We start from the raw sequence: 26439 nt of genomic DNA, 5'->3' as shown, positions 1-26439 counted from the left end.
CGGCCCCCCCCTGCCGGGGCGGGCCCCTGACCCCCCCCCCGCCCCCCCGCGGGGGGGGGGCCGGCGGCGGCTCACGGCTCGTTCTCGGGCAGGCGGAGCAGCGGGGCCCGGCCCGGCGCCTGCTCCGGGGCCGGTCCGGAGACCTCCAGCGGCGGGATCGGCACGGTGACGGGCTCGTCGCAGGTGACCCGGACCGTCTCGCCGTGGTGGCGCAGCTCCAGCACGTCCGCCGGGTCACCGTGGCGCAGCGCGTACGTGGTCTCGTGCGGCCGGACGTCCACCCGCAGCCGCATCCCGCGCCACTGGAGCGAGAACTCCAGCCGCCCGAGCCGGCTGGACAGGCGCGGCGCGAACGACAGCGTGCCGTCGTGGTCGCGCAGCCCGCCGAACCCGGCCACCAACGCGATCCACGCCCCCGCGAGCGACGCCATGTGCACGCCGTCGCGGGTGTTCTCGTTGAGGTCGTGCAGGTCCATCAGCGCGGCCTCGCGCAGGTAGATGTGCGCCAGCTCCGGATGGCCCACCTCGGCCGCCAGCACCGCCTGGGTACACGCCGACAACGACGAGTCCCGCACCGTCCGGCGCTCGTAGTAGAGGAAGTTGCGCAGCTTCTCCTCCGGGGTGAACGCGTCGCCCCGCCAGTGCATGGCGAGGACCAGGTCCGCCTGCTTGACCACCTGCTTGCGGTAGAGGTCGAAGTACGGGTAGTGCAGCAGCAGCGGGTACTTCTCCTGCGGCGTGTGCCCGAAGTCCCACTCCTGGAGCCGGGTGAATCCCTCCACCTGCTCGTGGACGTCGACCTCCTCGTCGTACGGGATGTGCATGGAGGCCGCCGCGTCCCGCCAGGCGGCCGCCTCCTCGTCGGTCACGCCGAGGTGGAACGCCTCGTCCCGGTAGCGCATCACCGCGTCGGCGGCGGTGATCAGGTTCCGCTGCGCCATCAGGTTGGTGTAGATGTTGTCGTTCTTCACCGCCGTGTACTCGTCGGGGCCGGTCACCCCGTCGATGTGGAACTGGCCGTGGCGGTCGTGGTGGCCCAGCGACCGCCACAGCCGGGCGGTCTCCACCAGCAGCTCCAGCCCGATCTCGCGCTCCAGCTCGGTGTCCTCGGTGACCTGCACGTAGCGCCGCAGCGCGTCGGCGACGTCGGCCGCGATGTGGAAGGCGGCGGTGCCCGCCGGCCAGTACGCCGACGACTCCGGTCCCTCGATGGTGCGCCAGGGGAACGCCGCACCCTCCAGGTTGAGCATCCGGGCCCGCTCGTGCGCGGCGGCCAGCGTGCGGTGCCGCCAGTGCAGCGCGTCCCGCACGGCGGCCGGGTGGGTGTAGGTGAGCACCGGCAGGACGAACATCTCGGTGTCCCAGAACGCGTGCCCGTCGTACCCGGGGCCGGTCAGGCCCTTCGCGGCGATCGGCCGCCGCTCCGCCCGGGTGCCCGCCTGGAGGACGTGGAACAGTCCGAACCGGACGGCCTGCTGGACCTCCGGGTCGCCCTCCACCACCACGTCGGCGGCGTCCCAGAACTCGTCGAGGTATTCCCGCTGCTCCCGGTGGAGCCCGTCCCAGCCGTCGAGCCGCGCCCCGGCCAGGGCCGCGCCGACCTGGTCCCGCAGGGCGGGCAGCGAGCGGCGGCTGGACCAGCCGTAGGTAAGGTATTTGACCACCCGCAGCGTCTCGCCCGGCTTGAGCACGCACCCGATCGTGGTGCGCACCCAGTCCTCGTACCCCTCGGACTCGATGGTCTTGCGCGCCGGGGCGTACACCTCGTGCTCCATCGCGGCGGCGACCCGCAGCCCGGAGAGCTTGGTCCGGTGGATCAGCAGCCCGCCGTCGTCGGTGGTGAGTTCCTCCTCGGCCTGCAACGGCGACTCCAGCACGGCCGCCACCCGGGGGTCCCGGCTCTGCGCGGGCAGCGTCTCGTTCGCGACGAGTTCCGACTGGATGATCAGCCGCAGCGGGGCGCCGACCGCCTCCACCTCGTAGTTGATCGCCGCGACGGAGCGCTGGGTGAAGGAGACCAGCCGGGTGCTGCGGACCTTGACCTCGCGGCCGGCCGGCGACCGCCAGTGCAGCTCGCGGTGCAGGGTGCCGGCGCGCAGGTCGAGGACCCGCTCGTGGGAGAGGAGTTCGCCGTACCGGACGTCGAGCGGCTCGTCGTCGACCAGCAGCCGGATCAGCTTGCCGTTGGTGACGTTGACGATGGTCTGGCCGGATTCCGGGAACCCGAACCCGGCCTCCGCGTACGGCAGCGGGCGCAGCTCGTAGAAGGAGTTGAGGTACGTGCCGGGCAGGCCGTGCGGCTCGCCCTCGTCCAGGTTGCCGCGCAGCCCGACGTGCCCGTTGGAGAGCGCGAACACCGACTCGGACTGGGCCAGGACGTCCATGTCCAGCCGGATCTCCCGGATGTGCCACGGCTCGACGGGATATGCCCGTTCCCTGATCACGCGGGCCGCCCGGTGTCGAGCAGGTCGGCGAGGTCGGTGACCACGACGTCGGCGCCGTGGGCGCGCAGCTCGGCCGCCTGGCCGACCCGGTCGACCCCGACCACGTAGCCGAACCCGCCGGCCCGGCCGGCGGCCACCCCGGCCAGCGCGTCCTCGAAGACGGCGGCGTGGGCCGGGTCGACCCCGAGCAGCCCGGCCCCGGCCAGGAACGTGTCGGGGTGCGGCTTGCCGCGCAGCCCCTCGGCGCGGGCGAGCAGCCCGTCGACCCGCGCCTCCAGCAGCGGTTCCAGGCCGGCGGCGGCGACCACCTCCCGGCCGTTCGCGCTGGCCGTGACGACCGCGCGGCGCAGGCCGGCGGCGACCGCGGCCTTCAGGTAGGCGACCGAGCCGGGATAGACGTCCACGCCGCGGGTGCGCAGCCGTTCCAGCAGCAGCACGTTCTTCCGGTTGCCGACCCCGTTGACCGTGTCGGCGTCCGGGGGGTCGTCGGGCGCTCCCTCGGGCAGCACGATCCCCCGCGAGGCGAGGAAGGTGCGCACCCCGTCGGCGCGGGGCCGGCCGTCGACGTACCGGTTGTAGTCCGGCCCCGGATCGAAGGGGCGGAACGCCTCGCCGGTGGCGGCGGCACGCTGCCGCAGGAAGCCGTCGAACGTCTCGGTCCACGCGGCGTTGTGCACCCGGGCGGTCTGGGTCAGCACCCCGTCCAGATCGAAGAGACAGGCGGTCACGTGAGCAGGCAGGCCCAGCACGGTTACGAATCTATCCAGACCTCCGCGCCGGCAAACCGGTTTCGGCCCGGTTGCCCGGGACGGCTCAGTGCGGGCGCAGCGTCCAGACGACCGTCATCGCGCCGGTGGCCTTCCCCTCCTCGGTGGCGATCTCCACCTGTACCGGGAACTCCGGCCGCCGGCCGGCCTCCAGCTCGGCGACCACCTCGGCGGGGGGCCGGCCGAGCCGCGCCGTCGCCAGCACCGGGCCCATGGCGAGCTTCCGGTACGCGATCTCGGCCCGCACCGCCAGCGGCGTGGCCCGGTCGAGCAGCGGCGCGAACGCGGCCAGCACGACCGCGCCGGAGGCGGTCTCGCCGAGGGTGAACATGGCCCCGGCGTGCGGCCCGCCGACGTGGTTGTGGGTGGCCGGCGAGTCGGGCAGGCGGACGACCGCCCGCACCCCGCCCTCCGCCTCGGGGGCCACCTCGACGAATTCGAGGCCGAGCGTACGCGCGAACGGCACGGCCTCCAGCATGCCGGCCGCCACCTGGCGCGAGTCGATGGTCATGCCCCGACGTTACTAGTCGGTAACTTCGCCGGCAAGGGCCACCCGGTCAGCGCCAGCCGACGTCGATGCGGTCACCCCGCTCGTCGAAGAAGTGCAGCGCGTCCATGCGTACGGAGACGGCCAGGGGGTGACCGGCGGAGACCGCGGGGTACGGCGCGAGCCGGACCGCCAGCTCGGCCGGGCGGCGGTGGTGCCGGCCCGGGTCGCTCAGCACGCTCGTCCGGGTGCTGTGGCTCGGGGCGGGCTCGTCCTCCGCCGCGCGCCCGGTCAGCCGCTGCATCATCTGGCCGAAGCGGCGCAGACCGCGCTGGTCGACCGGGGCGTCGACGGGGGTGCCCATCTCGTCCACCACGATCGCGGTGGCCCCGATGTCGAGGAACGCGAGCGACTCGTGACCGTGGTGCTCCAGGTAGCGGATCCGGCCGTGGAGCACGTCGCCCGGCGTGTCCGGGGCGACCGGGGTGAGCGCCTCGGCCCGCATCCCGACCACGATCCGCTCGCCGTGGTAGTGCGCGACCGCCCGGCTGCGGATGTCGTCCCAGGGCAGGCGCAGCGCCTGCTCGCCGAGGGTGAGGGTGACGTAGCGGTCCAGGTGGACGTAGACCGACGCCTCCAGCAGGTTCATCCGCGGGCTGCCGAGGAACGCGGCCACGTAGAGCGTGGCGGGGCGGCCGTAGACCTGGGTCGGGGTCCCCACGTCCTGGAGGACGCCCCTGCGCATGATGGCGACCCGGTCGGCCATGGTCAGCGCCTCGGCCTGGTCGTGGGTGACGTAGATGGTGGTGACGCCCAGCTCGCGGGTGAGCCCGGAGATCTCGGCGCGCAGCTCGGCCCGGAGCCCGCTGTCGAGGTTGGACAGCGGCTCGTCCATCAGGAACAGGCCGGGGCGGCGGACGATCGCCCGCCCCATCGCGACCCGCTGGCGCTGCCCGCCGGAGAGCTGGTTGGGCCTGCGGCCGAGCACGTCGCCGATGCCGAGCGCGCTGGCCACGTCGGTGACCCGCTCGCCGCGCGGCTCCGGATCCATGCCGGCCAGCCGGAGCGGGAAGGCGATGTTGTCGCCGACCGTCATGTGCGGGTAGAGCGCGAAGTCCTGGAAGACCATGGCGATCTTCCGCTCCCGCGGCGGCAGGTCGTTGACCAGCTCGCCGTCGAGCAGCACCGCGCCCGACGTCGGGTCCTCCAGCCCGGCGACCATCCGCAGCACCGTGGACTTCCCGCAGCCCGACGGGCCGAGCAGCACCATGAACTCGCCGTCGTTGACGTCCAGGTTGACGCTGTCGACGGCGAGGGTGCCGTCCCTGAACACCTTCGTGACATCCTTGAGCGCGACGGTGGTCACCGTCACCTCCCCACAGCTCGTCGACCGAACCCCGAATGACTGTGACGAGGATCATTCGATCCGGATATCGGGTAAACGTCCCATGTTCGACTCGTGACGTTCCTGTTGCGCCCACGGGTGGGACGGCGGGCGACCCCGGGGGCGCGGACGGGCGTGGTCAGCGGCAGCGGGGCTGCGGCTGCTCGCCGAGGAAGACCCGGCGGACCACCCGTTCGGCGGCGTGGCCGTCCTCGAGCGCGCAGAACCGGGCCCGGAACCGCTGCCGGGCCCTCGTCGCCTCCGCCGAGTCGACCCCGCCGGCGCGGAACAGGTCGAGCAGGTCGGCGAAGCTGGTGGCCACCGCGCCGGGCGGCTCCGCGAGCAGGTCGAAGTAGACGCCGCGGGCCAGCCGGTACGCCTCCCAGTCCGGGGCGTAGACCACGATCGGCCGGTCCAGCACGGCGTAGTCGAACATCGCCGACGAGTAGTCCGTGACCAGCACGTCCGCCACGAGGTAGAGGTCCTCGACGCGCGGGTGGCCGCTGACGTCGCGCACCCGGTCCACCGGGCGCCGGGCCCGCCGCTCCCGGTCGTGGAAGTAGTGGCTGCGCATCAGCAGCCGGCCGGCCGGCCCGAGCACGTCGAGCAGCCGCCCCGGGTCGAACGGCGGCCGGTAGCCGGGCAGGTGTTCCCGGTGCGTCGGGGCGTACAGGACGACCCGCTCGCCGAGGCCGAGGCCGAACTCCGCGCGCAGCCGGAGCACCTCCTCGGCGGTGGCGTTGACCAGCCGGTCGTTGCGCGGGTAGCCCACCTCCAGGGTGGTGTACTCCGCCGGATAGGCCCGCTCCCACATCTGGGTGGAGAAGCTGTTCGCGCTGATGCTGAAGTCCCACCGGTCCACCCGGCGCAGCAGCCCGGCGAAGTCCATCCCCACCGCGCCGATCGGGTACCGCTGCTGGTCGAGCCCCATCACCTTCACCGGCGTGCCGTGGTGGGTCTGCACGTGCACCGACCCGGGCCGCTTGCGGACGTAGTCCGGGAAGTTCACGTTGTTGACCAGCCAGCGCGCCCGCGCCAGCGCCCGGTAGTACGCGGGGGTGCCGGCCACCACGTACTCGACGCCCTCGGGCATGGTGTGCACCCGGTCCCGCCGGACGATCCACACCCCCCGGACCTGCGGCGCCAGCCGTCGCGCCGCCTCGTGGACCGCGGCCGGGTTGTCCGCGTAGCCGCGGTACCAGTAGGCCGCGTACACGGCCAGCGTCGGGTCGACGGGTCGGCGCAGCTCGGCCCGGTAGTACTCGCGCAGCAGCGTGTCCCGGGCCAGCCGGGCGGCCCGCCGGGCCCGGGGCGCGACCCGCCGCCTCGTCGTCCGGGCGGTACGCCGGGCGGTGTCCCGCGCCAGGTAGACGGTGCGCAGGGCGCTGAACGTACGCCAGCGGCCGGCGGCCACCAGCCGGTGCTTGAGCCCCTCCGCGCCCCCCGGGGCCGGGTAGCCGCCGGGCGGCAGCCAGCGCGCGTAGTCGGCGGTGATCTGGGCGAAGAAGGCGGGCCGCAGCTCCGGCGCGATCCGCTGCCCGTTGCCGAGCACGGTCAGGTAGTGCCAGATCATCCGCTCGAAGACCGCCGGGCGCAGGTCGTCGACCACCGACCCCCAGGAGTCCATCAGCCGGAACACCCGGTGCCACTGGTGGAAGACCTCGAAGTGCCGGTCGCCCCGCGTCCTGGTGATCGCGCCGGACCGCCGCTGGCGGTAGTTGACGCACACCCGGTCCAGCACGCCGATCCGCTCGGCGGCCATCAGCACGGGGTAGCTGAACGAGACGTCCTCGTACCAGCCGGGGGCGAAGCGCAGCCCCAGGTCGCCCAGGAACTGCCGACGGACCACACGGTTCCAGGCGGTGTGCAGCACCCGCAGCGTCTCGGGCCGGTCCCGCAGCCGGAAGGTGCCCTCGCCGGGTGGCTCGGGGAACACCTCCGCCATGGCGCTGCGGGTGACGGCGTTGTTCCAGTGGGTCCGGACGTGGTCGACCAGGAGCACGTCGGGGCGGGTGGCGCGGAGGCGCTCGGCCACCTCCACCAGGCATTCCGGGGCGAGCCAGTCGTCGCCGTCGACGAACCAGACGTACTCGCCGACGGCCCGGTCCAGCCCGACGTTGCGGGCCGGACCGAGCCCGACGTTCTCCGTCAGCCGGACGGCGTGCATCCGCCGGTCGCGGGCGGCGTACTCGGCGAGGATCTCGCCGCTGTCGTCCGGCGAGCAGTCGTCGACGCCGATCACCTCGATGTCGGCGACGGGCTGGTCGAGGATGGAGTCCAGGCACTCGCGCAGGTAGCCCTGCACCCGGAAGGCCGGCACGACGAAACTGATCAGTGTCATCCGGCCGGCCCCTCCGTCAGCCCGGCGAGCGGCCTCCCGCACCGGCCAGGCCCACCGACGCCCGCGCGGCGCGGGCGGGCAGGACGACCCAGGCGAGGACGACACTCCCCACGAAAACCATGAGAAGGTACGTACCGAGTGTAGCCATCCCGATACCCGCAATTCCGACGATCGCCGCCAGGGCCAGCAGCACGGACCGCCCCTCCCACCCGAGCGTGAGACCGTGCAGCGGCGGCGCGGACTGCCGCTTCTCCAGCCGGGCGGTCAGGTCGTAGTGGTGCAGGGTCAGCACGAAGACGTACCCGAAGACCAGCCACGGCGGCACGTCGCCGACCACCCCGACCGCGATGGCGAAGAGGTACTCCCCCGCCCGCAGCGCGGCCGGCACCAGCCAGTCCAGCGGCCCGTTGTGCGCCGCGCCCGCCCCGAGGCCGCCGACCAGGAGCACCAGCAGCGCGACCGGCACCGCCCAGCCCAGGCCCGCCTTGGTGCCGTCCCGGGTGAGCAGGGCCGCCACCAGCAGCGCCGCCGGCCCCAGCGCCGCGACGACCGCCAGCGTCAGCGGGCCCATCGGGCGGACCACCGGCAGCCGGCGGGCCAGCGGCCCGTCGTCGCGGTGCAGGGTGGCGTCGACCGTGTCCAGCACCGGCACCCACATCCACCGCGCGCGCAGCGTACGCAGCGCCCCGGTGTACGCGAACGCCAGCACCCCCCACGCCAGCACCGCGTAGAGGCTGACCAGCGGGCCGAACAGCGCCACGGTCAGCGCGATCAGCGCCCACCGCTCCCCGATCGGGAAGACCACCGTCCGCTTGAGCCAGTACGACACCGACCCCGTGTCGGCCTGCACCCGGTTCGAGGCGGCGTTCAGCTTGTCGCCGATGCCGCCGGAGGTGCCGACGGCCTTCGGGCGGCGCGCCGCCTCGTCGTGCAGCACGCCGTACCACGTGTCCGTCATGTGCCGGACGGTCTGCAGCGTCATCGCGGCGATCGCCAGCGCCCAGCCGTACCGGAACCCGGCCTGGGTGGCCCCGTAGCCGAGGCCGGCGTAGACCACGTACTCCTTCGCGCGGTCGGCCATCGTGTCCAGCCAGCCGCCCCAGGCGCTGAAGTGCCGCGTGTAGCGGGCGAGTTGGCCGTCCACGCAGTCGAGCACGAAGCCGAGGTAGAGCAGCACCGCCCCGGCGACCAGCGCCGGCCGGCCGCCGACGCCGAACAGCACGGCGGCGGCCACCGCGAAGGCCACCGAGATCATCGTGACGGCCGTCGGGCCGAGCCCGAGCCGGGCGGACGCCTTCGTGACGTACGGGGACCAGGTGCTGACGAAGAAGGTGGTGAAGAAGTCGTCCCGCTCCTTCACCGAGAGCCGCAGTTCCGCCCGGTCCTCGTCGACGGCGGCCACGGCCGCCTCCGCGGCGGCCAGCCCCGCCGGGTCGGTCACCCGGTGCGCGACGAGCAGGCGTACGCGATGGGCGAAGGTCAGCGCGCCGAGCCCCGCGAGGCCGGCGAAGAGCCGGTCCACGGCGGCCCCGGCCGGCGGCGGCGCGGCGGCCGACGGCGCGCCGGCCGGCAGCACGCCGGCGGCGGCCGCGCGCGCGGCGGCGGCGAGCGACGGCAGGTCGGCGACGCCGACCCGCAGCGCGCCGCCGAAGATCCCGGTGGCGTCGCCGTTCAGCGTCTCCGGCGGCCCGGCCTCGACGACCTGGCCGCGCTCCTCGCGCACGGCGGTGCGCCCGTCGCCGGGCGGGTCGGTGAGCACCAGCGCCACCGTCGGCCCGACCGGACTGGTCGCCAGATGCCGCAGGACGGCGGTGTGCGCGACCAGGTCGGCGCCGGTGACCAGCACCGGGCCGGTGGCCACGTCCACGAGGGCGGCCAGCTCGTCCAGGTCGGCGACGCGGCGCACCTCGTCCGCCCCGGCGGCGCGGAGCTGGGCGGCGAGGCGGTCGGCGAGGGGTTCGCCCGCGCGGGTGGGGAGGCTCGCGGCCGGGGCGTCGGCGGCGAGCACGATCGCGAGCGTCACCGCGGGACCGCGGTGTGGTACGCGTCGAGCGCCTCGGCGATCGTGCCGTCGACGCTCAGCCGGCCCCCGTCGAGGTAGAGCCCCCGACGGCAGAACCGGGTCAGGTCCTTTTCGTTGTGTGACACCAGCACCAGAGTGCGCCCCTCCCCGAGCAGACGGTCGATCGTCGCATAACACTTCTTGCGGAACTCCGCGTCCCCGACGGCGGTCACCTCGTCCATGAGCAGGATCGGGTGCGGCAGGTGCGAGATGATCGCGAAGCCGAGCCGGACCTTCATGCCGGACGAGTAGTGCCGCACCGAGGTGTCGATGGCCCGCTCCACCTGTTCGCCGGCGAACGAGACGATGTCGTCGAAGTGCCGCCGCAGATAGCCCGACGACAGCCCGTGCAGGCCGCCGACCAGGTAGAGGTTCTCCCGCCCGGTCAGGTCGTTGGAGAAGCCGGCGGAGAGCTCCAGCAGCGGCGCCACGTCCCCCCGCACCCGGATCCGCCCCTCGTCGGGGATCAGCACCCCGGCGATCAGCCGCAGCAGCGTGCTCTTGCCGGTGCCGTTGCGGCCGATCACTCCGACGGTCTCGCCGGCCGCCACCGAGAACGACACGTCCCGCAGCGGCCAGAACTGGCCGGCGGACGCGCCGCGCGTGCCCCGGTGGATGAACAGCTCGCGCAGCCGCAGCTGCCGCCGCCGGTTGCGGACGAACCGGATGCCGAGCCCCTCCGCCTCGATGATCGGGTCGGCCATCGTCACAGTTCCTTGAGCACGGCGGGTTCGAGCCGGCGGAACGACCACCAGCCGGCGGCCAGCACCAGCAGGCTGACGCCGACGGTGGTGGCGAGCAGCCGGGCGTCCGGAAACTCGTCCGGGTACCAGACCGCGTGGTGCAGCTGGAAGATGCCGACCAGCGGGTTCAGCTCGTACGCGACCTTCAGCCAGCCCGGCAGGTCGGCGCCCCGCACGAGGCTCAGCGGGTAGATGATCGGCGTCGCGTAGAAGAGCACCCGGATGACCAGCCGCATGAACCGCTCGACGTCGCGCATCAGCACGTTGACCGCCGAGAGCAGCAGTGCCAGCCCGACCAGCAGGACGGCCTGCACCGCCACCGCCAGCGGCAGCGCGAGCAGCGACCAGCCCAGGTCGATCCCGCCGGACGCGGCGTACCCGACGGCGACGGCGACCAGGATCGGCAGGCCGGCGGCGTACTCGGCGAAGCGGCCGGCGACCCGGCCGATCGGGAAGACCTGCCGGGGCACGTTCATCGTCGTGATCAGCCGCGACTGGCCGGTCAGCGCGTTGGTCGCCTCGCTCAGCGCCGAGCTGGTCCACATCCAGGCGAAGATCCCGGTGATCAGGAACAATGGGTACGAGCCGGCCGCGTCACCGAGGTGTCGGGTGGTGTCCCGGGAGTAGAGGACGCCGAAGACGAACCAGTAGATGGCCCCCATGCCGAGGGGCTCGATCAGCGACCAGAGGTAGCCGAGCACGGACTGCTGGTACTTCACCGCCAGGTCGCGCCGGACGAGGATGCGCAGGGAGTTGCGGTGCGACCACAACGCCGCGACGCCAGAGGTCACCGCCGCCTCCCGCCTCACCGGACGGACGACAGGTTAGCAGTCAGTGAACGAACGCCCCCTCAGCACTCGATCACGTTGACGGCCAGGCCGCCGCGCGCCGTCTCCTTGTACTTCACCTTCATGTCCGCGCCGGTCTCGCGCATGGTCTTGATGACCTTGTCGAGCGATACGTGGTGCACCCCGTCGCCGCGCAGCGCCAGCCGGGCGGCCGTGATCGCCTTGATGCTAGCCACCGCGTTCCGCTCGATGCAGGGGATCTGCACCAGGCCACCGACCGGGTCGCAGGTGAGCCCGAGGTTGTGCTCCATGCCGATCTCGGCGGCGTTCTCCACCTGCTCCGGGGTGCCGCCGAGCGCCTCGGCCAGCCCGGCGGCGGCCATCGAGCAGGCCGAGCCCACCTCGCCCTGGCAGCCCACCTCCGCGCCGGAGATCGACGCGTTCTCCTTGAACAGCACGCCGATCGCGCCCGCCGCCAGCAGGAACCGGACCACCCCCTCGTCGGAGGCGCCCGGCACGAACCGGGTGTAGTAGTGCAGCACCGCCGGGATGATCCCGGCCGCCCCGTTGGTCGGCGCGGTGACGACCCGGCCGCCGGCCGCGTTCTCCTCGTTGACGGCGAGGGCGAAGAGGGTCACCCAGTCCATCGCCCGCAGCGGGTCGGTGGGGTCGGACTCCGTCGCCAGGCTGCGGCGCAGCTCGGCGGCGCGGCGGCGGACCTTCAGCCCGCCGGGCAGCACCCCGTCCCGCGAGCAGCCCCGCTCGACGCACTCCCGCATCACCCGCCAGATCTCCAGCAGGCCGGTGCGCACCTCGCCCTCGCTGCGCCAGGACAGCTCGTTGGCGAGCATCACCTCGCTGATCGACAGCCCGGTCGACGCGGTCACGTCGAGCAGTTGCGCGCCGGTGAGGAACGGGTGCCGCACGCGCGTCGCGTCCGGCTTGATCCGGTCCGCCCCGGCCGCCGCCTCGTCGACCACGAACCCGCCACCGACCGAGTAGTACGTCCGCACGCGCAGCTCCGCGCCCCGCTCGTCGTACGCGACGAAGGTCATCCCGTTCGGGTGGTACGGCAGCGACCGGCGCCGGTGCAGCACCAGGTCCCGGTCCGGGTCGAAGCCGATCTCGTGCGCGTCGAGCAGGCTCAGCCGGCGCTCTGCCCTGATCCGGCTGATCCGCGCGTCGACGGTGTCGGTGTCGACCGTCTCCGGCGCCTCGCCGGCCAGCCCGAGCAGCACCGCGCGGTCGCTGCCGTGGCCGTGACCGGTGGCGCCGAGCGAGCCGAAGAGTTCCGCCTGCACCCGGACGGTGCCGGTCAGCAGCCCGTCGGCCTTCAGCCCGGCGACGAACGTGCGGGCGGCCCGCATCGGCCCCACCGTGTGCGAGCTGGACGGCCCGATGCCGACGCTGAAGAGGTCGAAAACGCTGATCATGCTGCACTTCCTCGCCGTCGTACCCCTCGCGGGGTCCGGCCCGGTCGTGGCCGGCCCGGGACCCGGGCGGCCGTCGGCACCCGGACGTGCGGGTGCCCGACCGGCGAGCCTACCCGCCCAGCTCACCGGCTGCCCGGCGCGTCGCCCCCGATCGTCGGCATCCGGAAAGCCGGCGCCGCGCGGGGACTGCCGCGAGGCCCCCGTGGGTCGTCGATCCGGACGGGTGCCCGTGGCACCCGTCCACGCGGCGCGTCGCGCGGACGGCTCCCGGGTAACCACCTACGGGGACGCGGGCGGCCGATCCTCCCTGGGGCCGAGGGCGTGGTGGGCGGCCGTTCCTACCGTTGGGGAAGACGCGGCGAACGCCGCAGAGTGGGAGTACGACGATGAGTCGCAAACTGGTCCGCCCCCGTCAGGGACGCATGATCGCCGGTGTCTGCGCCGGTCTGGCCCAACGTTTCGGCAGGTCGGCGGGGTTCGTCCGGCTGCTGTTCCTGCTGTCGCTGCTGCTGCCCGGCACCCAGGTGATCTTCTACCTGGTGCTCTGGGTCCTGATGCCGAACGAGGACCGCATCCGGTGACGTGAGGTTTCCCGGTCGAGAAGGATGGCCGGCACCGTGGCGGCTGCCAGGACGGCGCCGATCCAGGTGACGGAGGTGATGCCTGCCCCGGCGTGGAATGCGGCTCCGGCGAGTACGGGGACGAGGCTGATGCCGAGTTGGAACGCGGACACGGTGGTGGCCCCGGCGAGGGTTGGCGCCTGCGACGCGATCGTGAACACGCGGCCGTAGATGGCAGGGTTGAGCACGAATCCAGCGACCCCGAGAAGCAGGACGAGGGGGACGACGGCCAGCGCGTGCTGGGCGAGGCCCGCGAGCAGGACGGAACTGGTCAGAATTCCGATCGCCCCGATCAGGAGCGTATGTGACGGCCTCCGGTCGGCGATCCTGCCGCCGATGGACAGACCGACGAAGGCGCCGGCGCCGAACAACGTGAGGATCGCGGGAATCCAGACCCGCGGGACGCCGGTGATGTCGGTCAGGAACGCCGCGAGGTAGTTGAACGAGATCATGTAGGCGGCGGTGCTCAGAACGGTGGCGGCGTAGACGACCCACAGTTGTGGTTGCCGCATGGTGCGAAGCTCCCGCCGCACACTGGGCTTCACGTTCGCGCTCGTCGCGGGCAGCGCGAGGAGAGTCAGGATCGCCCCGGCCACGGTGAGGGCGGCCACGCCCCAGAATCCGCCCCGCCATCCCGTGAAGTAGCTCAGCATCGCCCCGGCCGGGCCGCCGGCGACCATCGCGAGGCTGAGCCCGCTGACGACCACTCCGGAGGCGCGTGCGGTGCGGTCGGGCGTGACGAGGCTGATCGCGGTGACCGCTGCGACCGCCCAGAACCCCGCGTAGGCGAGGCCGCAGATGAAGCGGGTGGCCAGCAGGAGGGTGTAATTCTGGGTGAGAAGGCCGACCGCGACGGAGGCGGCGAAGAGGGCCTGGGTGGTCACCAGCGTGGCCCGTCGCGGCCAGCGAAGGGTAATGATCGCCAAGGGCGGGCCGCCGATGACGACACCGATGGCGAACGCCGAGATCAATGCACCGGCCGAGGACAACGTGATCGAAAGGTCGTCCGCGATCGCCGGCAGGACGCCGGCAAGCAGGAACTCGGCGCTGCCCATCGCGAACATGCTGATCGCGAGCAGGTAGACGCCGAGCGGCAGCCGCCCGCGAGAGACGGGCACCTGTCGGGCGGTTTCGACGCTCACCGTCATCACCGCCGTCCCGCAACGGTGGTGGTGACCTCGCCGGGCTGTCCGGCGCGGCGGTGGCGCTCGGCGAACGTCTGGTCGGTGTTCATGGGGCCCGTGGCAGGTGTGGGCATGTGTGGGATCCCCTTGTCCGCGTGGAAGGGTCAGGTCGGGCGCGCCGCGGCGCGGGCGGTGGGCTACCGGCTGGCGGTCATGGCACCGCGCTGTTCGACGGCGCGGTCGACGTCCTCGTCCAGCAGGTCCGTGTTGATGGCGAACGCCGCGGTCGACCCCATGCCCGCGGCGGCGATGACCTGCGCGCGCGGGTCGATGACGTTGCCGGCGGCCCAGACGCCGGGGACGCTGGTACGGCCGGTACGGTCGGTGGCGACCCGGCCGTTGTCGTCCACGACGCAGCCCAACTGGGTCAGCAGCTCGTCGCGTGGGACCATGCGGGGAAAGACGAAGGCGGCGGCGCGGGGGACGACGAGGCCGTCGGTGGTTTCGATGCCGTGCAGCCGGTCCCCGTCGACGACGAGCTGCTTGATCTCGCCCTCGACCATGCGCAGGTCGCGCGCCTCCAGCCGTTCCCGGTCCTGAGGCGTCACGTCCAGCGTGTGCGGGAAGAAGACGACATCGTCGCTCCACTGCCGCAGCAGCAGGGCCTGGTGCACCGCCCCCGGGTGGGTGCCAAGGACGGCGAGGGGCCGGTCGCGCACTTCGTAGGCGTGGCAGTACGGGCAGTGGAGCACGTCCTTGCCCCACCGCTCGCGCAGGCCGGGAATGTCGGGCAGCTCGTCCCGCAGCCCCGTTGCGACCAGGACGCGGCGGGCTTTGAGCACCGGCCCGCCCACCATGCGGACGTAGTAGCCGTGGTCGATCTGATCCACCCGCCCCTGGATGAGCCGGACGCCGTACCGGGCGATCTCGGCGCGGCCGAGTTCCAGCAGGGCCGCGGGGGGCAGGCCGTCGCGGGACAGGAAGCCGTGCATGTGCGAGGCGGGGGCGTTGCGCGGCTCCCCGGCGTCGATCACGGCGACCTCGCGGCGGGCGCGCCCGAGAAGCAGGGCCGCGTTCAGGCCGGCCGCCGCGCCGCCGACAACCACCACGTCGTAGACCCCGTCGGCGGCGGCACGCCGCTCGTCGAACTGCTCGTTCCTTACCTTGATCATGATGATCACCTCCGGGCTCGATGGTGCGCACCCGGCCCCGAACTGACAACTTCTGTTGCCATTTCTGGAACGCGCGAGGTGGAATGGGGCATGGACAAGGACACCCCGATCGCCGCGGCGCTGGCCCAGGTCGGCTCTCGCCTCAAACGCATCCGCACCCACCGCAACGTGACCCTGTCCGCGCTGGCCGAGGCCACCGGCATCTCCAAGAGCACCCTGTCGCGGCTGGAGTCGGGCCAGCGCCGCCCGAGCCTGGAGCTGCTACTGCCCATCTCCCAGGCCCATCAGGTGCCACTGGACGAGTTGGTCGGGGCGCCGGAGGTCGGCGATCCGCGGATCCGTCACACGCCCCGCGTCCGCAACGGCCGCACGGTGGTCCCCCTGACCACCCAGCCGGGGCCCCTGCAAGCCTGGAAGTCGGTCATTCCGGCCGAGCAGAACCGGCCCGAGCTGTGCACGCACGACGGCTACGAGTGGCTGTACGTCCTGTCCGGGCGCCTGCGGCTCGTCGTCGCCAACCACGACCTGGTCATGGAGCCGGGTGAGGCGGCCGAATTCGACACCCGCCTGCCGCACTGGTTCGGCAGCACGGGCGAATCACCCGTGGAGGTCCTCAACCTGTTCGGCCGCCAGGGGGAACGCATGCACGTACGCGCCAGGCCCCGCTCCCGCAACTCCGACGGGGAAGACTCCCCTGACGGTCACGGGGCGGTGTAGGTGACCGTCACCTTCTCGTAGCCGAGGGAGCGGAGCAGACCCTCCAGCATCTTGCGGGTGTTCTCCTCGGCCCGCTGGGTGAGGCCGCTGTCCCGGGCGGCGGTGGTGATCCGCTCCTCGGCGAGCTGGTAGACCTGCTGCTGGCGGTTGGGATCGCCGTCCACCAGCTCGCCGATCCGGTTGAGCAGCCCGCGCTCCTCGGCGAAGACGTAGCTCTTCTCCAGGTCGAGGTTGGTCTTGCCGAGCTGCGGCGCCGGCAGCCTGATCTCCACCGACTTGCCGTCGGCCGACTCGACCACCGCGCCCTCGGAGATCTTGGCGAAGTCCACGTACGCCTCGACGCTGCCCGCCCCCACGAAGAGGGTGCGCTGGTTGAGCAGCCAGTCGGGCACGTTGCGCCGGTCGTTCTGGAGGTCCACGACCACCTGGAAGTTGCCCTCGGCGGCGACGTAGCGGCTGAGATCCTGGATCGACTTGAGCAGCGGCGGCTGACTGCGGTCGGTCTGCTCCTTGGCGAACGGGTTGCGGAAGTCCGGCAGGATGCCCGTGGCCTGCACGCCGAGCAGCACCACCACCGCCAGGGCCGCCGCGCCGAGCACCCCGAGCAGGCCGCGGGCCGGCCCGCCGGCCGGCGTCGGCGCGCCCGGCGCGGGCTCGGGTGCGACGTCCGTCCGGGCCTTGAGCTCCTCGCCGGTCGGGTAGCCCGGGAACTCCCTGGTGGGCTCGTTGATGTCACCGTCGCGGGCCATGGCCCTCACCGTCCTCGTCAGACACGTCGTCTGTCATGACGGTAAGGCCCCGGTACGACAGGCGCTCGCCGAGCGGCGCGACCGGCTGCCGGCGCCTCGCGGGAGCCGGCGTGGACACCGGTCGGGCGGGCGGGAACCGCAGGTCAGGCGAAGGCCGACAGCCCGGTCAGCCGCTGCCCGATGACCAGTTGGTGGATCTCCGACGTGCCCTCGTAGGTGAGCACGCTCTCCAGGTTGTTGGCGTGCCGCATGACCGGGTACTCCCCCGAGACGCCGTTCGCGCCGAGGATGGTGCGGCACTGCCGGGCGATGGCCAGCGCCTCCCGGACGTTGTTGAGCTTGCCCACGCTCACCTGCTCGGGGCGCAGCCGCCCGGCGTCGGCGAGTCGCCCCAGGTGCAGCGCCAGCAGCGCGCCCTTGTTCAGCTCGACGGCCATGTCGGCGAGCTTGGCCTGGGTGAGCTGGAAGCCGGCCAGCGGCCGACCGAACTGGGTGCGCGTGGTGGCGTACTCCAGGGCGGTCTCCAGGCAGTCGCGGGCCGCGCCGAGGGCGCCCCAGACGATGCCGTGCCGGGCCTCGGTCAGGCAGCTCAGCGGCGCCTTGAGCCCGACCGCCTCGGGCAGTCGGGCGTCCGCCGGGAGCCGCACGTCGTCGAGCACGACCTCCCCGGTGACGGAGGCGCGCAGCGACATCTTGTGCCGGATCTCCCGCGCCGTCACCCCGGGCGTGTCCATCGGTACGGCGAATCCGCGCACGCCGTCGTCGGTGCGCGCCCAGATCACCGCGACGTCGGCGATCGGCGCGTTGGTGATCCACATCTTGGCGCCGGTCAGCACCCAGTCGTCGCCGTCGCGGCGGGCCCGGGTGGTCATCGACGCCGGGTCGGAGCCGTGGTCGGGCTCGGTCAGGCCGAAGCAGCCGATCGCCTCGCCGGTCGCCATCGACGGCAGCCAGCGCTGCTTCTGCTCCTCGCTGCCGTAGCGCCAGATGGCGTACATGGCCAGCGAGCCCTGCACCGAGACCAGGGAGCGGACGCCGGAGTCACCGGCCTCCAGCTCCAGGCAGGCCAGTCCGTACGCGACGGCCGACGCGCCGGCGCAGCCGTAGCCCGTCAGGTGCATGCCGAGCAGGCCGAGCTTGCCGAACTCGACGGCCAGCTCCCGGGCGGGCACCCGGCCCTCCTCGTACCAGCCGGCGACGTGCGGGCGGACCCGGTCGTCGACGAGCTGGCGCACGACGGCGCGGATCTGCCGCTCCTCCTCGGTGAGCGAGGAGTCCAGGTCGAGCAGGTCGGTACGGCTCATGGCAGCCACCTTAACGAAGCCTCAGGCCCAGGGGTCGGACGAGGCGCGGGCATCACGAGGCGCGGGCGTCGGACGCGGCGCGGACGACGCGAGCCCTCGTCACTCGATCGGCTCGGAGAGGACGAGCACCCGGGCGTGGATCTGGTTGCGCTGCTGGAGCGCCGCGCGCAGCGCGCGGTGCAGCCCGTCCTCCAGGTAGAGCCCGCCGTTCCACTGCACCACGTGGGGAAAGAGGTCGCCGTAGAAGGTCGAGTCCTCGGCGAGGAGCTTATCCAGCGCCAGCTCGCGCTTGGTGGTGATCAACTGGTCCAGGCGCAGGGGCCGCGGCGGGATCTCCGCCCACTGCTTGAGCGTCAGGTTGTGCTCCGGGTAGGGACGCCCGTCCCGGACCGCTCTGAAGATCACGACGGCACGCTCCCCTCCCCCTAGGCCCGGCCGACCCACGCGGGGCCGGGTCGCGGTGTGGCACCGCGACCCGCGGTGCCGATGACCGTGCCAGCGTAGCGGGCTGCGGCACCCCGCGTTCTGCTCCCTGATGTCAGTTTCACTACCCACCGTCCGGTTCTCAACCGGGCGAAACGCCCGGAGCCGGTCAGCTCCACCGCCCGCGCCGGATCACCTCGTCCACCGGACGCCGCCCCCGGCGCAGCGACGGTGACCTGTGGTCCGGCGCCCGGTAACCCACGGTCACCGCCCCGATCGGCTCGTACTCGTCCGGCACGCCGAACGCCTCGCGGTAGGCGTCGAGGCGCTGCGGCGGGATGCCGAAGAAGCACGCCCCCAGCCCCTCGTCCACGGCGGTCAGCAGCATCAGCAGGGCGGCGAAACCGGTGTCGACGTACCAGTAGGGCACCGGCCAGCGCTCCGCCGAGCGATCCGCCCAGCCCTTGTCCGGCTCCGCGTACCGCTCCAGGTAGGCCGAGCGGTTCGCGTGCGGCACGACGATCAGCGGGGCCCGCCGCATGCCGGCCAGCCAGCGCTCCCGGCCGCCCCCGCCGGGGGTGGCCGCCGCCCAGAACCGGTCCCGGTCCGCCGGCTCCTCCAGCACCAGGAACCCCCACCCCTGGGCGAAGCCGGCCGACGGCGCGTGGACCGCGTGGTCGAGCAGCCGCTCCACCACGTCGGGCGGCACGGGACGGTCCGGGTCGTAGTTGCGGACCATCCGGCGCCGCCGGACCACCTCGCTGAACTCCATGCGCTCCCCCGCTCAGACCCCGGGCCGTACGCCCCAGACACCCCGCCACGTCGCGCCCGGCTTCAGGGTGATCACGTCCCGGCCGGAGCGGAACGCGTCCGGCGGGCAGGTCATCGGCTCCACCGCGACGGAACGGCGGCACCGCTGCCCGGGAAGCGCGTCGCCGGTGAACACCTGCCACCAGCCGAACTCCCGGTCGGCCCAGATCCGTACGCCCGCCGAGCCGTCCGGGGCGGACAGGGTGACCGTCGAGCCGCCGTCGTCGTCGCGGATCACGTCGCCGAAGGTGAGGTCCAGCCGGGCGCGGCCGATCCGTCGGGGGCTGGTCCAGTCGTACTCGGTGCCGGCGACCTCGCTGGCACCGATCGGCAGCAGCCGGGAGTCCACCTGCAACCGCCTCCGGGCCGGCAGCCGCATCGACAGGTCGTCCACCGCCACCCCGGGCACGCGCAGGTACGGGTGCACGGCGAAGCCGAACGGCGCCGGCTCGGCGCCGAGGTTGGTCGCCTCGTGCTCGGCGCGCAGCCCGTCCGGGCCGACGCTCCACCGGGTGCGCAACCGCAGGGGCCACGGGTAGCCGGGCTGCGGCGGCAGGTCGTAGCCGACGGTCACCGCGTCGGGCGACCGGTCCAGCAGCCGCCACGGCACCCAACTGACCAGCCCGTGGATGGCCACACCCCGGTCCGGCTCGCTGAGCGTGAGCTGCAACAACCGGTCGCCGAAGGTGTAGCGACCGTCGCGGATCCGGTTCGGCCACGGGGCCAGCACCTGCCCGGCGCAGCCGGGGCACATCTCGTCGGCGTCGTACCCGTCGAGGTGGTCGACCCCGTCGTGCCGGTACGTCCGCACCCCGCCGCCCACCTCCACGATGACGGCCTCGTGGCCGGCGCCGGAAATGGCCCACTGTGCGCCCGAAGGCGACCGCTGGTCGGGGATGTCCATGCGGGCGACCCTAGCGGTTCGCGCCGTGCGGTCGCTCGCCCCGACCCGGCCGGTCAGCCCCGACCGCCGCCGGAGGCGGACGCCGCCCGGTAACGCAGCAACGCCGGGAACGCCACCGCGAGCAGCACCGCCAGCGCCGCCGAGATCAGCCCACCGCTGACCCAGGCGACCCCGCCGCCGAACCCGGCCGCGACCGCCCCGGCCCGCAGGTCACCGAGGCGCGGACCGCCCGCGATGACCACCGTGTTGACGCCCATGAGCCGGCCGCGCATCCGGTCCGGCGCGTAGACCAGCAGCATCGACTGCCGCAGCACCGCGCTGACCAGGTCGGCCGCCCCGGCCACCGCGAGCAGCAGCACCATCAGCCAGAGCTGGCCGGCGAGCCCGGCCGCCGCCACGGCGAGGCCCCAGGCGACCACGGCCGCCACCAGCGCCAGGCCCTGCCGGCGCAGCCGGCCGATCCAGCCGGAGCTGAGCCCGCCGAGCATCGCGCCGAGCGCGATCGCGCTGTAGAGCCAGCCGACGGCCGCCCCGCCGCCGAACCGCTCCTCGGCGATCTCGGGGAAGAGCGCGCGGGGCATGGCCAGCACCATCGCGATCAGGTCGATGGCGAAGGAGAGCAGCAGCACCGGCGTGGTGGACAGGTAGCGCAGCCCGTCGACGATGCTGGCCAGCCCGGCCCGCCGGGGGGTGTCGCCCCCGTCCGGGTCCGGCTCGGGCGGCATCGCCGGCAGCCGGAAGGTGGCCCAGACGGCGACGGTGAACAGCACGGCGTCGAGCGCGTACGCGATCGGCAGGCCGACCCCGGTGTCCCAGCGGGCGAAGATCAGGCCCGCGGCCAGCGGCCCGAAGACCGCCGCCGCGGTGTAGGTGGTGAAGTTCAGCGTGCTCGCCGCCGGCACCAGGCCCAGCGGCACCAGCCGGGGCAGGATCGCGTTGCGGGTGGGCGAGCTGATCGCGAAGGCGATCGACTGCACCGCCACCAGCACCAGCAGCAGCAGCGGGCTGCCGACCCCGAGCAGTGCCTGCGCCAGCAGGCCGAGCGTCGACGCCCACAGCACCGCCGAGGTGGCCAGCAGCACCCTGCGCCGGTCGCGTGCGTCGGCCACCGCGCCGCCCCAGAGCCCGAAGACCAGCAGCGGTACGAACGCCGCGATGCCGATCAGCCCGACCCAGAGCGAGTCCTCGGTCAGCGCGTACATCTCCACCGGCACGGCCACCGCGGTGAACTGCATGCCGAACATCGCGATGCCGTTGCCCAGCCACATCCGCCGGTACGCCGGCACGGCCAGCGGGCGCAGGTCGATCGCGAACCGGCGCAGCCCGCGCGGCCGGGGTTCCCTGAGCTGGGTCACGGACCCAGCCGCTCGACGATCCACTCCCCGGCCCCGGCACGCCGGAACCGCAGCCGGTCGTGCAGCCGGCTGGCCCGGCCCTGCCAGAACTCCACGGACTCCGGCCGCACCCGCAGCCCGCCCCAGTGCGGCGGCGCCGGGATCGGCTCGACCTCGGCGAACCGCTCCGCCGCCGCCCGGTACGCCGCGTCCAGTGCCGCCCGGTCGGGGACCACCCGGGACTGCGTGCTGGCCCAGGCGCCGAGCTGGGAGCCGCGCGGCCGGCTGGCGAAGTACGCCTCGGTCTCCGCCCGGTCGACCCGCTCCACCCGGCCGGCGACCACCACCTGCCGCTGCATCGGGAACCACGGGAACACCAGACTCGCGTACGGGTTGGCGGCCGCCTCGGCACCCTTGCGGGAGCCGTAGTTGGTGAAGAAGACGAAGCCCTCCGGGTCGTACCCCTTGAGCAGCACCGTCCGCGCGCTCGGCCGGCCGGCGGCGTCGGCGGTGCCGACCACCATCGCGTTCGGTTCGGGCAGCCCGGCGGCGACCGCGTCGGCGAACCAGCGGTCGAACTGGGTGTGCCAGTCGGCGGCCAGGTCCGCCTCGGAAAGGCCCAGGTCCGCGGCGTACTCGTTACGCATCGCGGCCGGAGTCACTGTGTCGCCCGTCACTTTCTCTCCCCTCCCCGTCGACCCGGCCCGCGCCCTCCGAGCAGGCCAGGCCGCACCGCCCAGTGTCGCCGACGCGTCCGGGCCGTCCCGGGCGGGGGATGTCGCGTGCAGCACAGTCGCAGCGGGTCGCGGATCCGGTACCCAGCAGGCAAGATGTCACGAACACATCCCTGATGAGGGTCGCCTGGGGCACTCGGCCGGCTGGCCGGTGAGGGCTGGCCGGGCGCACCGAGCAGACCCAGGAGAGATGACATGGCCGATTTCAAACCCGGGCTGGAGGGCGTCGTAGCCTTCGAGACCGAGATCGCCGAACCCGACCGCGAAGGCGGCGCGCTGCGCTATCGCGGGGTCGACATCGAGGATCTGATCGGCCAGGTCTCCTTCGGCAACGTGTGGGCGCTGCTCGTCGACGGGCGGTTCGGCCCCGGCCTGCCGCCGGCGGAGCCGTTCCCGGTGCCGGTGCACTCCGGCGACATCCGGGTGGACGTGCAGTCCGCGGTCGCGATGCTCGCCCCCTACTGGGGCCTCGACCAGCTCCTCGACATCTCCGACGAGCAGGCCCGCGAGGACCTCGCCCGGGTGTCGGTCACCGCGCTGTCCTTCGTCGCCCAGTCCGCCCGCGGCCTCGGCCTGCCGGCGGTGCCGCAGAAGGAGATCGACAAGGCGTCCACCATCGTCGAGCGGTTCATGAAGCGCTGGCGCGGCGAGCCGGACCCGCGGCACGTCAAGGCCGTCGACGCCTACTTCATCTCGGCCGCCGAGCACGGCCTGAACGCCTCCACCTTCACCGCCCGGATCGTCGCCTCCACCGGCGCCGACGCCGCGGCCTGTATCTCCTCCGGCATCGGCGCCCTCTCCGGCCCGCTGCACGGCGGCGCCCCCTCCCGCGTGCTCAGCATGCTGGAGGCGGTCGAGCGCAGCGGCGACGCCGAGGGCTACGTGAAGGGCGTCCTCGACCGGGGCGAGCGGCTGATGGGCTTCGGCCACCGGGTCTACCGGGCCGAGGACCCGCGCGCCCGGGTGCTCCGCCGCACCGCCAAGGAGCTGGGCGCGCCGCGCTTCGAGATCGCCGAGGCGCTGGAGAAGGCCGCGCTGGCCGAGCTGCAGGCCCGTCGCCCGGACCGGGTGCTCGCCACCAACGTCGAGTTCTGGTCGGCCGTCGTGCTCGACTTCGCCGAGGTGCCGGCGCACATGTTCACCTCGATGTTCACCTGCGCCCGGATGGGCGGCTGGAGCGCGCACATCCTGGAGCAGAAGAAGCTCCAGCGGCTGGTCCGCCCGTCGGCCCGCTACGTCGGCCCGGGCAGCCGCAAGCCCAGCGACGTCGAGGGCTGGGACGCCATCCCGCACGGCGTCTGACCGCGTACCTCCGAGGGGCCCCGTCCGCGCGGACGGGGCCCCTCGCGCATGCCCCGTTCCGCCTCATGGTCGGCAGGCCACGGCTGAGGTCGCATTTGTGGCGGATGACTCACGCCCGGGTGTGGGACCAGCGGCCGGATCGGCCGGCCCGGATGGGAGGATGAAGGCCGGCAGTGTCGCCGGACCGGGCCCGAATCCCGGCCGCCCCGCGCGCCCGCGCGCGTCCGCCGTCGATCCGCGCCCACCTGCAGACCGGGCCCGCCATCGCACATGCGGAAGGATCTCGACAACCGTGGCTGACGCACCGACCATCCGGATTCCCGACGACCTCAAGCCCGCCGACGGAAGGTTCGGCTGCGGGCCGTCCAAGGTCCGTCCGGCGGCGGTCTCCGCCCTCGCCGACGTGGCGACCAGCTACCTGGGCACGTCCCACCGGCAGAAGACGGTCCGCGACCAGGTCGCCCGGCTGCGCCGTGGCATCGCCGAGTTCTTCTCCCTGCCCGAGGGCTACGAGGTGGTGCTCGGCAACGGCGGCACCACCGCGTTCTGGGAGGTCGCGACGTTCGGCCTGGTCCGGGACCGGGCGCAGTTCGCCAGCTTCGGCGAGTTCGGCGCGAAGTTCGCCAAGTCCGTCAAGGACGCCCCCTTCCTCGGCGAGCCCACCATCCGCAAGTCGGAGGCCGGCACCGCCCCGAGCCTGGTGGCCGAGGCGGGGGTCGACGTCTACGCCACCCCGCACAACGAGACGTCGACCGGCGTCGCGGTGCCGATCAGCCGGGTGGCCGGCGCCGACCCGGGCTCGCTGCTGCTGGTCGACGCCACCTCCGGCGCCGGCGGGCTCGACGTCAACGTCGGCGAGACCGACGTCTACTACTTCGCCCCGCAGAAGTGCTTCGGCTCCGACGGGGGTCTCTGGCTGGCCCTGATGTCCCCGGCCGCCCTGGAGCGGGCCGGCGAGATCAAGGCGTCGGGCCGCTACATCCCGGCCTTCCTCGACCTGGTCACCGCGATCGACAACTCGCGGCTGGAGCAGACCTACAACACCCCGGCCCTGGCCACCATCTTCCTGGCCGCCGAGCAGACCGACTGGATGAACGCGCAGGGTGGGCTGGCCTGGGCGGCCAAGCGCACGGCCGAGAGCGCCGCGATCGTCTACGGCTGGGCGGAGCGCTCCGAGGTGGCGACGCCGTTCGTGGCCGACCCGGCGCTGCGGTCCAACGTGGTCGCCACCATCGACTTCGCCGACGGGGTCGACGCCACCGCGATCGCCAAGGCGCTGCGCGCCAACGGCATCGTGGACACCGAGCCCTACCGGAAGCTGGGCCGCAACCAGCTGCGGGTCGCGCTCTTCCCGGCCGTCGAGCCGGCCGACGTCGAGGCGCTGACCGCGTCCATCGACTACGTGGTCGAGCGGCTCTAGGTCGCCGTCACGTTCGGTGGCCGCCGGCCCGTACGGCGGCCACCGAACGTGATCATCGCCGCAGCTCAGTCGCGACATGCGGGTGTCGCATCCCCCACCTCCGGGAAGATGCGCGTACGGTGGTGCGAGACGCCCGGGTGGCCGGCTCGTGGCGTGACGGCCAGCGAAGCGGGACGGAGGCAACGCTATGCGCCCAGTACGCTTCGTCGCCCTCTCCGAGGACGGCCAGGCCCTGGTGCTCGCCGACGAGGTCGGGCGACTGCTCGCCCTGCCCATCGACGAGCGCATCGCCGGCGCGCTGCACGCCGAGCCCGGCGCCCCGCCGCTCACGGTGGCCCCGACCGCCGCCGACCCGGTGCCCTCACTGTCCCCACGCGACATCCAGGCCCGAATCCGCTCCGGCGAGTCCGCCGAGGACGTCGCCCGGATCGCCGGCGTGCCGGTCGACCGGGTGCTGCGCTACGCCGGCCCGGTGCTCCAGGAGCGGGCCATGCTCGCCCAGCACGCCCGGCGCACCCGGCTCAAGGGCGCGGAGAAGCCGACCCCGCTCGCCGAGGTCGTCAACGGCCGGCTGGCCCAGCACGGGATCGACACCGAGAAGATCTCCTGGGACGCGTGGCGCCGCGACGACGGCACCTGGCGGATCGTCGCGACCTGGCCGTCGGGCAAGGCGACCGCGCAGGCGGTCTGGGATCTCGACAAGACCCGGCAGGCGGTCACCCCGCACGACGACATGGCGCAATACCTCTGCGCCGAGCGGCCCACCCCGATCCTCGGTCAGGAGCCGGCGCCGGAGCGGGGCGGTCACGCGCTGCCCGGCCCGTCGCGCGGCGAGCCGAGCCGGGGCGGGCACGGCCTGCCGGCGCCGGCCGAGCACAGCCGGCCGGGCCGCGACCCGATCCGGGCCGGGCGGGACGCCCTGCTCGCCTCCCTCGACCGTCCGCTCGGCTCGACCTCGGGCCGCGGGCTCGACCCGCGCTCCCCGGCCGCCCTGGCGGGGCAGGACGCGCCCCGGCAGCGGCCGGTCGGCGGCGGCGCGGCGGCGCTGCTCGGCGGCGGGCAGGGTTCCGCGTTCGACGACGACTCGGACGCGCCCAAGGAGGTGCCGGCCGTGCCGTCCCTGGCGGTGCTCCGGCCCCGCCGCACGGGCGCGCCGGCTGCCTCGGCCGCCGATTCGGCCGAGGCCGGGGGCAAGCCCCGCAAGCGCCTGCCGAGCTGGGACGACGTCCTCTTCGGCAGCGGGCCGGCGGCCCGCGAGTCCTCCTGACGCGTGGACTACGGCGGCGAGGGTTAGCCGGTGTCGACGCGAGGCCCACGAATTGCCGCCCGGGCGGGGTGGGCGGTTGGTGTAAAACAAACAGGGCCGCACCCCCCGGT

The 26439-nt window shown here is 73.6% G+C and carries 23 protein-coding genes; 5 read left to right on the top strand and 18 right to left on the bottom strand.

Features of this window, described 5'->3' with window-relative positions:
* Positions 1-71: 71 nt before the first annotated feature.
* The 9 genes from AB0L34_RS20480 to AB0L34_RS20440 all read right to left on the bottom strand — a co-directional run bounded on the left by AB0L34_RS20480 (position 72) and on the right by AB0L34_RS20440 (position 12449).
* Positions 72-2444, bottom strand: a complete 2373-nt coding sequence (locus AB0L34_RS20480) for a glycoside hydrolase family 65 protein (RefSeq protein WP_363705893.1) — start codon at positions 2442-2444, stop codon at positions 72-74.
* A complete protein-coding gene (locus AB0L34_RS20475; RefSeq protein ID WP_363705892.1) occupies positions 2441-3193 on the bottom strand; it encodes an HAD-IA family hydrolase in 753 nt (250 codons plus the stop codon). The genes AB0L34_RS20480 and AB0L34_RS20475 overlap by 4 nt, the downstream gene beginning before the upstream one ends.
* A 64-nt stretch (positions 3194-3257) precedes the next feature.
* Positions 3258-3722, bottom strand: coding sequence for a DUF4442 domain-containing protein (locus AB0L34_RS20470; RefSeq protein ID WP_350701684.1), 465 nt, complete (start codon positions 3720-3722; stop codon positions 3258-3260).
* A gap of 46 nt (positions 3723-3768) precedes the next feature.
* A complete protein-coding gene (locus tag AB0L34_RS20465; RefSeq protein WP_363705891.1) occupies positions 3769-5064 on the bottom strand; it encodes an ABC transporter ATP-binding protein in 1296 nt (431 codons plus the stop codon).
* Between the two features lie 157 nt (positions 5065-5221).
* Positions 5222-7423: a bifunctional glycosyltransferase family 2 protein/CDP-glycerol:glycerophosphate glycerophosphotransferase gene (locus AB0L34_RS20460; RefSeq protein ID WP_363705890.1), complete on the bottom strand. Its 2202-nt coding sequence runs from the start codon at positions 7421-7423 to the stop codon at positions 5222-5224.
* 16 nt (positions 7424-7439) lie between these two features.
* Entirely contained in the window at positions 7440-9431 is a 1992-nt protein-coding gene (locus AB0L34_RS20455; RefSeq protein ID WP_363705894.1) for a DUF5941 domain-containing protein, read from the bottom strand.
* An 11-nt stretch (positions 9432-9442) separates the two neighbouring features.
* A complete protein-coding gene (locus AB0L34_RS20450; RefSeq protein WP_357452937.1) occupies positions 9443-10189 on the bottom strand; it encodes an ABC transporter ATP-binding protein in 747 nt (248 codons plus the stop codon).
* 2 nt (positions 10190-10191) lie between these two features.
* Positions 10192-11019: an ABC transporter permease gene (locus AB0L34_RS20445; protein WP_357452934.1), complete on the bottom strand. Its 828-nt coding sequence runs from the start codon at positions 11017-11019 to the stop codon at positions 10192-10194.
* A 59-nt stretch (positions 11020-11078) separates the two neighbouring features.
* A complete protein-coding gene (locus AB0L34_RS20440; RefSeq protein WP_357452931.1) occupies positions 11079-12449 on the bottom strand; it encodes an L-serine ammonia-lyase in 1371 nt (456 codons plus the stop codon).
* Positions 12450-12835: 386 nt separating this feature from the next.
* Between AB0L34_RS20440 and AB0L34_RS20435 the strand changes: the two genes are divergently transcribed.
* Entirely contained in the window at positions 12836-13030 is a 195-nt protein-coding gene (locus tag AB0L34_RS20435) for a PspC domain-containing protein (protein WP_363705889.1), read from the top strand.
* Here the strand turns inward: AB0L34_RS20435 and AB0L34_RS20430 are convergent.
* Complete coding sequence (locus AB0L34_RS20430; protein ID WP_363705888.1) at positions 12982-14211, bottom strand: Cmx/CmrA family chloramphenicol efflux MFS transporter; 1230 nt, start codon at positions 14209-14211, stop codon at positions 12982-12984. The two genes, AB0L34_RS20435 and AB0L34_RS20430, sit on opposite strands and share 49 nt — an antisense overlap.
* Positions 14212-14390: 179 nt before the next feature.
* Entirely contained in the window at positions 14391-15365 is a 975-nt protein-coding gene (locus AB0L34_RS20425; protein ID WP_363705887.1) for an NAD(P)/FAD-dependent oxidoreductase, read from the bottom strand.
* 90 nt (positions 15366-15455) lie between these two features.
* On the opposite strand from AB0L34_RS20425, the gene AB0L34_RS20420 reads away from it, so the two are divergent.
* A complete protein-coding gene (locus AB0L34_RS20420) occupies positions 15456-16082 on the top strand; it encodes an XRE family transcriptional regulator (protein ID WP_363705886.1) in 627 nt (208 codons plus the stop codon).
* On the opposite strand, the gene AB0L34_RS20415 is transcribed toward AB0L34_RS20420, so the two are convergent.
* From AB0L34_RS20415 to pdxH, 7 genes are all read right to left on the bottom strand, one after another.
* Positions 16067-16831, bottom strand: coding sequence for a DUF4230 domain-containing protein (locus AB0L34_RS20415; protein ID WP_363705885.1), 765 nt, complete (start codon positions 16829-16831; stop codon positions 16067-16069). The two genes, AB0L34_RS20420 and AB0L34_RS20415, sit on opposite strands and share 16 nt — an antisense overlap.
* Before the next feature lie 143 nt (positions 16832-16974).
* On the bottom strand, positions 16975-18135 hold the full coding sequence (locus tag AB0L34_RS20410; protein WP_350685266.1) for an acyl-CoA dehydrogenase family protein: 1161 nt from the start codon (positions 18133-18135) through the stop codon (positions 16975-16977).
* Positions 18136-18234: 99 nt separating this feature from the next.
* Positions 18235-18540 carry a type II toxin-antitoxin system VapB family antitoxin gene (locus AB0L34_RS20405; RefSeq protein WP_007454850.1) on the bottom strand — a complete coding sequence of 102 codons (306 nt, stop codon included), beginning with the start codon at positions 18538-18540 and terminating at the stop codon, positions 18235-18237.
* A gap of 187 nt (positions 18541-18727) precedes the next feature.
* Positions 18728-19330 carry a nitroreductase family protein gene (locus tag AB0L34_RS20400; protein ID WP_357452916.1) on the bottom strand — a complete coding sequence of 201 codons (603 nt, stop codon included), beginning with the start codon at positions 19328-19330 and terminating at the stop codon, positions 18728-18730.
* A gap of 12 nt (positions 19331-19342) precedes the next feature.
* Positions 19343-20272 carry an aldose 1-epimerase family protein gene (locus AB0L34_RS20395; RefSeq protein ID WP_357452913.1) on the bottom strand — a complete coding sequence of 310 codons (930 nt, stop codon included), beginning with the start codon at positions 20270-20272 and terminating at the stop codon, positions 19343-19345.
* A gap of 53 nt (positions 20273-20325) precedes the next feature.
* Entirely contained in the window at positions 20326-21627 is a 1302-nt protein-coding gene (locus AB0L34_RS20390) for an MFS transporter (RefSeq protein ID WP_363705884.1), read from the bottom strand.
* Positions 21624-22253 (bottom strand): pyridoxamine 5'-phosphate oxidase, encoded by a 630-nt coding sequence (gene pdxH, locus AB0L34_RS20385; protein ID WP_357453187.1) that lies wholly within the window; start codon positions 22251-22253, stop codon positions 21624-21626. The genes AB0L34_RS20390 and pdxH overlap by 4 nt, the downstream gene beginning before the upstream one ends.
* A 282-nt stretch (positions 22254-22535) precedes the next feature.
* On the opposite strand from pdxH, the gene AB0L34_RS20380 reads away from it, so the two are divergent.
* The 3 genes from AB0L34_RS20380 (at position 22536) to sepH (ending at position 26329) form a co-directional block, all read left to right on the top strand.
* Entirely contained in the window at positions 22536-23642 is a 1107-nt protein-coding gene (locus AB0L34_RS20380; RefSeq protein ID WP_350685273.1) for a citrate synthase 2, read from the top strand.
* Between the two features lie 292 nt (positions 23643-23934).
* Positions 23935-25062, top strand: coding sequence for a phosphoserine transaminase (gene serC / locus AB0L34_RS20375; RefSeq protein WP_350685275.1), 1128 nt, complete (start codon positions 23935-23937; stop codon positions 25060-25062).
* 187 nt (positions 25063-25249) lie between these two features.
* Complete coding sequence (gene sepH, locus AB0L34_RS20370) at positions 25250-26329, top strand: septation protein SepH (RefSeq protein ID WP_363705883.1); 1080 nt, start codon at positions 25250-25252, stop codon at positions 26327-26329.
* Positions 26330-26439: the final 110 nt, after the last annotated feature.

Source organism: Micromonospora sp. NPDC052213, assembly GCF_040679695.1.
In the GTDB taxonomy this organism is placed as follows: Bacteria; Actinomycetota; Actinomycetes; order Mycobacteriales; family Micromonosporaceae; genus Micromonospora.
The sequence above is the reverse complement of the archived record's forward strand: the minus strand, read 5'-3'. Positions and strand labels throughout refer to the sequence as shown.